The sequence below is a fragment of the Zeaxanthinibacter enoshimensis genome (genome assembly GCF_004362865.1).
Classification (GTDB): Bacteria; Bacteroidota; Bacteroidia; order Flavobacteriales; family Flavobacteriaceae; genus Zeaxanthinibacter; species Zeaxanthinibacter enoshimensis.
In genome coordinates, this window is record NZ_SNYI01000003.1 from 378,334 (window position 1) to 390,117 (window position 11,784).

7 protein-coding genes are annotated in these 11,784 nt (G+C 46.4%); 2 read left to right on the forward strand and 5 right to left on the reverse strand.

Annotation, left to right across the window (positions count from 1 at the left end; genetic code table 11):
- Window positions 1-743: 743 nt before the first annotated feature.
- Together CLV82_RS13390 and CLV82_RS13395 are read left to right on the forward strand one after the other, a co-directional pair.
- Complete coding sequence (locus CLV82_RS13390; RefSeq protein WP_133644853.1) at window positions 744-956, forward strand: hypothetical protein; 213 nt, start codon at window positions 744-746, stop codon at window positions 954-956.
- A 1,061-nt stretch (window positions 957-2,017) separates the two neighbouring features.
- Window positions 2,018-2,275, forward strand: coding sequence for a hypothetical protein (locus CLV82_RS13395; RefSeq protein ID WP_133644854.1), 258 nt, complete (start codon window positions 2,018-2,020; stop codon window positions 2,273-2,275).
- Window positions 2,276-2,281: 6 nt separating this feature from the next.
- Here the strand turns inward: CLV82_RS13395 and CLV82_RS13400 are convergent, their stop codons facing one another.
- From CLV82_RS13400 to CLV82_RS13420, 5 genes are all read right to left on the reverse strand, one after another.
- Window positions 2,282-3,859, reverse strand: coding sequence for an amidohydrolase family protein (locus CLV82_RS13400; RefSeq protein ID WP_133644855.1), 1,578 nt, complete (start codon window positions 3,857-3,859; stop codon window positions 2,282-2,284).
- A gap of 7 nt (window positions 3,860-3,866) precedes the next feature.
- The gene (locus CLV82_RS13405) at window positions 3,867-6,383 is read right to left on the reverse strand and encodes a M14 family metallopeptidase (RefSeq protein ID WP_133644856.1); all 2,517 of its coding nucleotides are present in this window, start codon (window positions 6,381-6,383) and stop codon (window positions 3,867-3,869) included.
- 86 nt (window positions 6,384-6,469) lie between these two features.
- Window positions 6,470-7,684, reverse strand: a complete 1,215-nt coding sequence (locus CLV82_RS13410; RefSeq protein ID WP_133644857.1) for a sensor histidine kinase — start codon at window positions 7,682-7,684, stop codon at window positions 6,470-6,472.
- Window positions 7,685-7,956: 272 nt separating this feature from the next.
- Window positions 7,957-11,322, reverse strand: a complete 3,366-nt coding sequence (gene secA, locus CLV82_RS13415; protein WP_133644858.1) for a preprotein translocase subunit SecA — start codon at window positions 11,320-11,322, stop codon at window positions 7,957-7,959.
- Window positions 11,323-11,518: 196 nt separating this feature from the next.
- Window positions 11,519-11,743 carry a DUF2795 domain-containing protein gene (locus tag CLV82_RS13420; protein WP_013551418.1) on the reverse strand — a complete coding sequence of 75 codons (225 nt, stop codon included), beginning with the start codon at window positions 11,741-11,743 and terminating at the stop codon, window positions 11,519-11,521.
- Window positions 11,744-11,784: the final 41 nt, after the last annotated feature.

Below are 11,784 nucleotides of genomic sequence, written 5' to 3' on the forward strand. Positions count from 1 at the left end.
TGTTAGTTTGAAGTTTGAGGTTCGAGGTTCGAGGTTTGAGGTTCGAGGTTTGCAGTTCACTGTTGGTGGTTTGCTGGGTAAATTTTTCCCGCATCACCGTATCACCCGCCCGAACGTGCCGTTCGGTACGGGCGGGCCGCATCACTGATCCTACCTCTATCCGGTTTGACGGCGTGACAATAGTCGCTTCCCCTGCAAGTTTTTTGCAGTAGAACACCATAACTTAAGACCGGGGCGGGGTTAAGAACCCCGGAGGTCAGTTTGCCGTTTGTAGTTTACGGTTTGCAGTTTGATAAAGAGACCATAGTCACTATGTCTCTGTATTTTCGCACACCCGAATCACTGTGTGACAGTGTGATGGTGTGACCGCATCACCGCATCACCGTATCACTGCATCACCGTATCACTGCATCACCCGCCCGCCCGCCTGTATGTATGCAGTGCGGGCAGGAACGACGTTCTGTCGGGCGGGCCGCATCACCGACAAAAAGAATTGTTATTGCGATTAAGTGTACCCTGAATTCCTCCCGGATAGGTTCATTTGCACATTTCACCCCTCATCTATATCGGTTAAATGCACTCTTTTCCGGGGAGTGGTTTTGGGTGGTGGTTTCATTCACCGATAATTTTTTGCCGTTGAACCGATAATCGGCCAGATACCGAAAAATAAGGGTTTTTCAGCGATTCGAAACCCGGCTCAAATGCCCTGGGGCCGTTTTATTTATATAAAACGACCCCAAGTCATGAAAGCAATTGTAACCATCATCTTCGTTCTTTTTATCGGATTCACTGCCCAGGCTAAAGACGCTAAAGTAGCTGTCGAGATTGCTGCCGCTCAAATAGAAATGGCCGTTAAAAACGAGAACAGCGTTGCACGTCTTCACAAGTTCAAGAATTCCAGGATCAAAAAAGAACTGGCTTTCTCTACTAAGAGGAACAAAGCTAAATTGGCTTAATAGGGGTGATAAAGATGACAGGGGGGAAAAGAGGGACAAGCAGCAAGAGTCAACATAGGAATTCTTAGTATAATTAAGCAATGCGAACCGTAACAACTGTAGGTTTCCCTCGAACTTCAAACTTCAAACCTCGAACTATCCAGTTACATAGGTACAAAGGTACATAGTGACATAGGGGGACAGAGGGGACAGGGGGGACAATGGGGACACGGTGGGTCGCACACTGTTGAAATCGGGATACGGTCACGCCGTCACGCCGGCAAACAGTTGCGACTCAGTGAAACGGCCCGCCCGTACCGAACGGCACGTTCGGGCGGGTGATGCAGTGATGCAGTGATGCGGACATAGTCACACCGGGATACGGTCATACCGGCAAACTATTTAATTTCCCAGATTTCAAAAGTCCGAACCGCGAACAGCGAACGGCGAACCGCAAACTTGCCTGCCCCTGGCAGGCTGCGAACAGCCGAAGGCGCCCATCAAACCGCAAACCGTGAACAACCGCAGGTTTCCCTCGAACTTCAAATTTACCTGCCCGCCCGTGCCGGTCGGACGGGCCGAAGGCAGGCCTCGAACTATTATAATTAGTGAAACAGTGATGCGGTGATGCGGTGACGCGGAAGGGAAACTCCGGGATACAGTCATGCCGTCACGCCGTCAAATAGATTAATCACAAACTAAATAGCTAGAATACACCTTTCGGAGGCAGTCTTCGAACTGCGAACAGCGAACAGCCGAAGGCGCCCATCAAACCTCAAACCTCGAACCTCGAACTTCAACTTCGATCTGCATACTGCCTGAGGCAGGCCGTAATCCACGATTACTCTCAAATTATCAATTCAGCGTCAGTGATGAATAAAATCCCTGTATTAATACCCTCGGGGCATCGATGAAATGCACACAGTTTCGGCCACTGGTTTTTTACCCGCTTTCCACTTATCGATGATAAAAAACACTTTAACCGATTATCGGTCAGATACCGAAAAATATAGGGCTTAGAGCGACTTTCATCGGGATGAGCCTCCCGCCGGACTTAACTTTAAAGTATAATTAAAGCCCCGATGAAAGCACTTTTTACCCTTACTCTTATCTTAATCTTCAGCGCAAACGCGCTGGCTCAAAATACTGATGCTAATGAGCAACTTAAAGCTGATACTGTGGACACTGCTCTGTTTGCTGGTGATAAGATTGGTGACGATAAAAAAGAGATTGAAGCGGATAATGGAAAGACCATAGCCAGACTTTACCGTTCTAAAAACTCACTGGTAAAAAAGGAACTCCAGTTCCGCACCAAAAGAAACAGTGCTAAATTGTCGTAATCGCTATTACTCGATCCCAGGCTGTTTGATCTGGTAGCCTGTTTTTTCCTTTTCCTTTTGTACCTGTTGCTTAACATCATCTAATAATGCCCTGGCATCATATATAATTCCATCCTTGATGGTGTATTTAACTCCGCCAACACGAACTACTTGGTTATCCTCCGTAAGCCGTACCGCTCCCGTTCCGTATAAAACCTTCAGGTTCTTTAACGGGTTCTCTTCCACAATTACAAAATCTGCTAGTTTCCCTATAGCGACTGTTCCAATCTGGTCTGCCATACCAAGGGCCTCTGCGCCATTAAGGGTTGCCGCACGGATTACCTCTAACGGGTGAAACCCTGCCTCCCGTAACAATTCCAGTTCCCGGATATAGGCAAACCCGTATAATTGGAAAATAAAACCTGAATCTGAACCTGCAGTCACCCTGCCACCCCTGTTCTTATATTCGTTCACAAAGGTCATCCATAAACGATAGTTGTTTTTCCAGGCTACTTCCTGTTCCGTCCCCCAGTCATGCCAGTAGGATCCGTGAGAAATCTTACTGGGCTGGTAGAATTCCCATAAAGAAGGCAATGTATATTCTTCATGCCATTCGGCTCGCCTGGCACGGTGCAGGTCCCTGCTGGCTTCATAAATGTTGAAAGTAGGATCCAGTGTAAAATCGAGGGCTAACAATTCGTCCATCACCTTGTTCCAGTGTTCTGAATAAGGTTCGGCGGCCTGTGCCCACAATTTACCGGCCTCCTCGAACCGGTGCTGTTCATTCTGGTAGTTGTAATCCAAGGGATAATCCTGAACAGTTCTATCATCAAACAAAGCTTCCGGTAATCCGTACCAATGCTCCATACTCGTAAGTCCCGCACGAGCCGAGTGGAGTACATTCCAGCGTGCTACACTGAGCTGCGCATGGTGGGCCGCAGATCCTAAACCCAATTTCTTGTTTTCATCCAGGGCAGCAGTCATGATCTCGGGTTCTGCCCCAAAGAACTTTATACCATCCGCTCCTTTTTCAGCATTGGCGCGCACCCATTTCCTGGCCTGTTCCGGGGTACTTATAGGGATATCATTCAATGGATTAAAAGAAGCACTTGTCTGACCAAAACCCGTATAGACAATAACCCTGGGGGCAATGATCTCGTTCTTGACGCTTTTTCTTTTCAGATCCATCGCAAAATCCACACCCCGGCCACTGGGTTCACGAACTGTAGTGATCCCATGTCCCATCCATAATTTGAAGACATAATCCGGCTCTGCTCCCTGGGCCACACCCCCGATGTGCCCGTGCATATCGATAAACCCCGGTAATAGATACATTCCGGTTGCATCCAGTTCCCTGCCGCCCGGTATTAACTGTGGCCGGTCCTTATCCTTTATGGCGACCCCCGGGTATCCGACCACTTCAATTTGCTTGATGCGGTTGTCTTCAACAACAATATCTATCGGGCCCTGGGGCGGTGCCCCATTCCCGTTGATAAGCGTCACGCCCCTTATGATCAACTGGTCAAAAGGGCCTTCTCCTTGTTGGGCAAAGGCAAAGGATAAGTTCAGTACCAAAAGGCAAGCAAATATGATTGGTCTTCTCATCAGTATGTTAGTTTGGAATTTCGATATATTCTCCCAGAAAGAGTGCATTCAGGAATAGTTTGTTGGTCCCGTACCAGGAGCCCCGGAAGTTAGGATTGTCCGCGAAGAGGACTACCCGACCGCTTCCCAATGGACTCGTTATGATCGAAGCTGAAGGCTTAAGATAATTTTCCATGTTCTTTTTGGTAATAAAACCATCTATGTGCGGGTTAGCGGTATATTTGGCCACTGTAGCGTATTCATTCTTGCTGGGGGCTAACCAAACTTCGTTATTCTTATAGACCGGGATTACCTGATCCCTGTAACCAAAGCCCAGGGGATGGGTAGTATCCAGCGATGCTTTTAAAATGACACCACCTACACTTTCTTTCCCAAGGTGTTCATCCGCATCCACGTAGGGCAGCCGCTCCGGAATAGCCAGGCTGTCTTTCTCAACTTTTGTGAGCTTTTCATCTACCCATTTCTTGTCTATGATATACTCAGATGCAGATCCGATAGTGATGAGGGTATTTCCCTGCTTTACCCAGGAAACGATCTTGTCTTTTTCAGCATCGGTCAGGTGGTAATTCCCCGATACCATCACTAAACTTTCATACTTGCTCAGATCCGCCCTTCCCAGGTTGCGCATAGGGATCTTGGTGATCGGCATATGAACCCGTGTATCCAGCAGGTGCCAGACTTCTCCCGCTTCATAGGATCTAACCCCATTCCCTACTAACATCGCTGCTTTGGGTTCCTTTAAAGGTTTGATAAAGCGACTCCCCAGGTCCACACCATTAAGGTTAAGGCCGGTAGATACCGCGTGCACCGGTACCTGGAATTTTTCCTGGGCTTTTTTTACCAGTTCATGTACCTGCCCGGAATCCTTTTTCTGCAGCTGTACAGGTAAGACTAATGCCCCATAATTAAACTTCTTGGAGCCATTATCACTCCTGACCGTAAACGGTTTAAATGCTGAGGCTAATACCAGGCCTTCTTTCTGCAGGTAATACAAAGCTGCCGGGGTGTTGTAATCATCCCAATCCAGGATATAGGCATAGTCTGATCTTTCAACAATCTTGACATTGACCACGGTTTCAGCACTGCTGATCTCATTCCCCAGTTTCAGGCTGCTCACCGGCTGGTAATTCATATTGTAGAAATTTGCTACAGACCAGGCTGATGCATCGTAATATACGCTGTCCCTGTATTTGTCATAGGTCTCGAACATCGTCTGCACCATGCGGTACTGCGGTTGTTTTGTAGGAACTACATACCCACTATCTGCCGATTCATATACTTTGATCCTGTGCAGCAGTAACTTGTCAATAAAAGCCTTTACCCGGTTCTGGTCGTTCGTGGCATTGAATTTATAACCCCTGATACGCGAGTCATCGGCGTTTTTGAGGGCCGACCTGAAGAATCTCCTCTGGTAATCCTTTAAATATTCTTTGTTCTCCACCGCAGCTTTTACGGTAGTTAAACTGGAAACATACTGGTTGCGGATAGTGAAAGGGAAAGTGATCTCACCGTAGGCTGTGGTTTGTTTATGTCCGCGCGAACTGGCTTGTTCGAATAAAAGACCGAGCCCGCCCTGGAGATCCGGGTAGGATGATCCATAGCCTGGGTAGGTACCGTCAAATACTTCTTTGGTAAAATAGAGGGAACCTATACTGTCCAGGGCGGCAGCAAAATAATCCCCGAATAGATTATTGAGATCTTCATAATTTTCTTTAGGCATGATGGGGTCCAGGCTTCCATTTGCCTTCATAGGCTCAAAGAAATAGGTGCTCTGTGTTCCCATCTCGTGGAAATCAGTGACAACATTGGGGTACCAATGATGGTACCAGTTCAGCTTTCCACGGCTCTCGGGGTTAATCCCGAGTAACCAGTCCCGGTTGAGGTCAAACCAGTAATGATTGGTTCTTCCTGCGGGCCACATTTCGTTATGTTCAGCATCCTGGGGATCCGCGACTAAGGGGTTAGACCGGAAAGAATTGGCCCATTGGGTATGACGATCCCTGCCATCCGGGTTGATCGTGGGATCCAGAAAGATAACAGCCTGGTCCCGGTACCTGGCAATAGCAGGATGTTCCGAGGCTACGAGTGTATATGCTGCCAGTAAGGCCGCTTCTGAACTGGATGGTTCGTTCCCGTGTACGTTGTACGCCAGGTTAATGAAAACAGGCATATTTTCTGGTATGGCTTCCTGGTTCTCAGGTTGGGTAAGTTTAAGATGTTGCTGCCGCAGCTCTTCGAGCTTTTCTAACTTGTCTGGTGTGGTTACCGTAAGCATTACCAGTTTACGGCCTTCATGGGTTTTACCGTAATAGGAGATAGAGGCGCGATCGGAGACTTCGGCCAGTTTCTCCAGGTACGATACAATAAGATCGTGCCTGGTATGCATTTCACCGATCACGTAGCCGAGATAGGTTTCAGGGCTTGGTATTTCCGGGTTGTAAGGTTGGTAGTTTTTAAGGAAGTAGTCTTGTGCAGGCAGGAGAGCATGGCAACAGAATGCCATGAATAGTAATAGTTTTTTCATTCGGTACTTTCATTAATTTTCTTGCTTTTAAATATAGCAATTAAATTATGGAAGCTAAGGGTTATGATAGTGCCGGGACAGGGCTTTCAGATCACCGATTGAACATTTTCACCTACTTCCCTGAATTTGAGGATATAATTGGTCCCTTTTTTCGAGGTATCCCTGCTGATAGACCCTTTTAACTGTCGCGCCAGGTTATGGATCAGTTTTAAACCGAGAGACTTGGAATTTTTCATATTGATGTTTTCCGGGTATCCTACCCCGTTATCCCCGATCATCAGTACGTATTCCTCATGGGCTACTTTCCTCAGGGTAATATGGATCTCACCTTCTTCCTCGTCCTTAATCCCGTATTTAAGTGCATTCGTTATTGTTTCGTTGATAAGCAGCCCCAGCGGGATAGCTGTATCTATTCCCAGTTGGATATCCGGGATATCAATGCGGAGACTTACATTATCTGTAGCGCCTTTAACTGACTTTACGAGGTACTCGCCTAATTCCTGGACATAGGAGCTGTATTCTATCTTCGAGATATCTTCGCGCATGTAGAGCATTTCATGAACCATGGCCATAGAGATCACACGGTTCTGGCTGCTCTTTATCAGGGTACGCATCCTTTCATCAGAAATACTGCGCGCCTGCAGGCTCAGCAGGCTGGAAACCGTCTGCAGGTTGTTCTTTACCCTGTGGTGAACCTCTTTCAGCAGCGTCTCTTTCTCTTTGATCTGCTGCTCCAGTTCGTGTTTGGTCTTATAGAGGTTATGATGCGCTCTTAAAAGGTTCTTTCCCAGTACGCCTCCGAGCAGGTACACAGAAAAAAGGATACTGAGGAAACTGAAGAGATTTTGGGAATCAGCAGGCACCACGTTTTGCGTGAGCGAGTACTCGGAGATTCCCTGCACATAGATCAGTATGATCAGGAGTATACTGATATACAGGTAGATCTTCCCGTAATTCCGGGTAGATGTATAACCTGCGAAGACAACCACGGCCAGTACAAAAATAAAGGAGCTGTTGATTCCCCCGGTAAAGAGGGTAATAATGATGGACGAGATCAGCCCTGAGATCGAAATAACATTATAGGTAAGCGTAAGGTTCTTGTGATACTTATACGCCAGGGTATTCAGCAAGTTAAGCACACCAAATCCTATGAAGATATATGGGACAACCTCCATGATATCCAGTAAGAAAATGCACAGCAAGCCGAAGACAAATGAAAATATAGAAGAGAAATAACTAACCCTCAGGGTCAGGCTTACTTTATCTCTCAGCCTGTCCTGGTCTAGTATGGTTGTAAGCATGGAGCAATTTTTTCTACGTTCATTGGCCTGCTCAAAATACGAAAAGAACCGATATAATATAGCGCAGCAACGTAATTACATGGCGTAAAGCTAAATATGTTTTGTCATATAATCAAAAACTTTTAAGAAGTTTCTTACAAATATGACCAGGAGAATTGATTGGTTTCCAGCCTGGTATTATACCTAAAATTATGAGAGACAGGGCTGTCCCACAACAGCACAGAATAAAAAAAGCGACTGGCAAAAGTCGCTTTTTTTCTCTGTTCACTGCTTTAATCCTGGTCGATCAGGACCCATTCTCCCCGGTCTATCAGCGGTTCGGCTTGTTTATACTTAACAACCTTACTCTCCCCGGAGCGGATATTCTTTATAGTGACCCTGTCATTTCGCCCGATCTTTGGCTTTTCCCTGGTAATGGTCTCCGTTACCGACGGCCTGTTACCCTGTGTCTGTCCTGCAGCCCTGTTCTGGGCGGCAAGTTCATCACTGTTAGGGATCTCCTCTTTAGAGGTCTGCAGTTTTTCTTTCGGACGCCTTACCTGGCGTTCTTCCTGGATCTCGTTAGTACTGGCCGATGGTAGTTCTCCTTTAAATAAGAAAGAAACTACTTCTTTGTTGACCTTCTCTATCATTTCTTTGAAGAGCTCAAAGGCTTCAAACTTGTAAATCAGTAAAGGATCCTTTTGTTCGTGTACTGCCAGCTGTACGGACTGTTTTAATTCGTCCATTTTTCTCAGGTGGGTCTTCCAGGCATCGTCAATAATAGCGAGGGTGATGTTCTTTTCAAAATCATTGACCAGTTGTTTCCCGTTACTTTCATAGGCTTCCTGCAGGTTAGTAACAACGTTCAGGGTCTTAATGCCATCTGTAAAGGGAACCACTATTCTCTCGAAGGAATTCGAGTTGTCTTCGTATACCCTCTTGATCACGGGTAGTGCAGCAGCAGCACTCCGCTCCATTTTCAGCTGGTAGTTCTTATAGGCTTCGTGGTAAACTTTATTCGCCAGTTCAGCAATACCCATTTTACCGAATTCCTCTTCAGTGACCGGGGCCGTGATAGCGAAATACTTGATCAGTTCAAACTCGAAGTTCTTATAATCATTGGCGGTTTTATTAAACTCGGAGATCACCTCGGAAGTATCGTAGATCATGTTGGCGATATCCAGTTTCAGGCGGTCGCCCTGTAAAGCGTGTCTCCTTCTTTTATATACCACCTCACGCTGGGCGTTCATCACATCATCGTATTCCAGGAGTCGCTTCCGGATCCCGAAGTTGTTTTCCTCAACTTTTTTCTGGGCCCGCTCAATGGATTTGGTCATCATAGAGTGCTGAATCACTTCGCCCTCTTCAAGCCCCATACGGTCCATCATTTTTGCAACCCGGTCAGATCCGAACAGGCGCATCAGGTTGTCTTCCAGGGACACGTAGAACTGTGAACTTCCCGGATCTCCCTGGCGCCCCGAACGTCCTCGCAGCTGTCGGTCCACACGACGTGAATCGTGCCGTTCCGTACCGATGATCGCAAGACCACCTGCTTCCTTTACTTCTTTACTCAGCTTAATATCCGTTCCCCTACCGGCCATGTTGGTCGCGATAGTAACTATTCCGGCTTTACCGGCTTCGGCAACGATATCCGCTTCTTTCTTGTGTAATTTGGCATTAAGTACGTTATGGTTGATCTTTCTGAGGGTAAGCATCCTGGAAAGCAATTCAGAAACCTCTACAGATGTGGTACCGATCAGTACCGGTCTGCCTTGTTCTGAAAGTTTTGTCACCTCATCAATGATGGCGTTGTATTTTTCCCTTTTGGTCTTGTAGATAAGATCGTTCCTATCATCCCTGGCAATCGGTCTGTTGGTAGGGATCTCCATCACATCCAATTCGTAGATCTCCCAGAATTCCCCTGCTTCGGTTACAGCAGTACCGGTCATACCTGCCAGTTTCTTATACATCCGGAAATAGTTCTGCAGGGTAACCGTGGCGAATGTCTGCGTCATAGCTTCGATCTTCACATTCTCCTTGGCCTCTATAGCCTGGTGAAGTCCGTCAGAATAACGACGCCCATCCATGATCCTACCGGTCTGCTCATCAACGATCATGACCTTGTTATCCATAACAACGTACTCTACATCCTTTTCGAACAGGGTATAGGCTTTGAGCAGCTGGCTCATGGTATGGATCCGCTCGCTTTTGATCGCAAAATCTTTGAAGAGCTCTTCTTTCAATGCAGCTTCCTTTTCAATTTCCAGGTCCTGGCTCTCGATCTTTGCGATCTCGCTTCCAATATCCGGCATGACAAAGAAATCTTTGGACTGGTCGCCGGAGATGTATTCGATCCCCTTATCGGTCAGTTCTATCTGGTTATTCTTCTCATCGATCACAAAAAGAAGTTCGGCGTCAACCTGGTGCATTTCCCGGTTGTTGTCCTGCATATAGACATTCTCTGTCTTCTGCAGTAACTGCTTAATTCCTTCTTCACTCAGGAATTTGATCAAAGCTTTATTCTTCGGAAGACCACGGTGTACGCGCAGCAACTGGAAACCACCTTCTTTAGTATCCCCAGCAGCGATCAGTTTCTTTGCTTCAGCAAGGACTCCGGTAAGGTATTGCTTTTGCTTTTGTACAATGTCAGCAACCTTTGGCTTCAGTTCATTAAATTCATGCCTGTCACCTTCAGGTACGGGACCGGAAATAATTAGCGGGGTACGGGCGTCGTCTATCAGTACGGAATCCACCTCATCCACTATAGCATAGTGATGTGGTCGCTGAACCAGGTCGTCAGGTTTATGCGCCATGTTATCCCTCAGGTAATCAAAACCAAATTCGTTATTGGTACCGTAGGTAATGTCTGCGTTATAAGCTGCCCTTCTGCCATCGGAATTGGGCTGGTGTTTGTCTATACAATCTACGGTGAGACCGTGAAATTCAAAGATAGGAGCCATCCAGGCACTATCCCTTTTCGCCAGGTAATCGTTAACCGTTACCAGGTGAGCACCGTTACCGGTAAGTGCATTGAGGTAGAGTGGGAGGGTGGCGACAAGAGTTTTTCCTTCACCCGTCTGCATTTCGGCAATTTTACCCTGGTGCAGTGCTATTCCCCCGATGAGCTGTACATCGTAGTGTACCATATCCCAAGTTACTTCTTTACCTGCAGCGTCCCATGAATTCTGCCATACAGCGGTATCACCCTGAAGTGCTACGTAATCCTTTTCTCCAGACAGGCTCCTGTCAAATTCGGTCGCGGTTACGGATATTGTCTCGTTCTCGGCAAAACGTCTTGCGGTTTCTTTTACGACTGCGAAGGCTTCCGGCAAAATATCATCAAGTGTTTTCTGCTGTATGACGTAAGCTTCATCCTGTAACTTGTCTATCTCGGCGTAGAGTTCTTCATTCTTATCAATATCTTCAGACTCCTTAACCCCGGCCCTTATTTCTGCGATCTTTTCGTTGATCTCGAGGCAGGCTTCCGATAATTGTTGCTTAAAACCTGTAGTCTTTGCTCTAAGCTCGTCGTGTGTAAGTTTTGCCAGGTCTTCTTCGTGCGATTTTATCGCTTTAACCAAGGGTTGTAATTCCTTAACATCCTTTTTTGCCTTATCCCCAACAAAAGCTTTTAAAACAGAATTTAAAAAATTCATAGGTATATCTTGTAAATTAAGCCTGCTCCCCGAAGAAACCTGCTGTGAAGTAAAATCGATTTCAAATAATGTGCTTCTCTAACCTCAAAAGGTATTCCACATTGTAATTATGCCAATTTTGGCCCTAAGGGCTGTCAAAATTACATAAAAAAAAAGCCTCCTAAGAGACTTTTTAATTCGAATTCGTTATTTGGGATCAATACTCGTCCTCGTTCCAAAGATAATCCTCTTCTGTAGGATAGTCAGGCCAGATCTCCTCAATTGATTCGTAGATCTCGCCGCCCTCTTCTTCCATGGATTGCAGATTCTCGACAACTTCCAGTGGCGCACCTGTCCGAATTGCGTAATCTATCAATTCATCTTTGGTTGCGGGCCAGGGTGCGTCGCTCAGGTAAGATGCCAATTCTAAAGTCCAATACATCGCTCAAGTATGATTTTAATTTTTTGCAAAAATAATTTTAA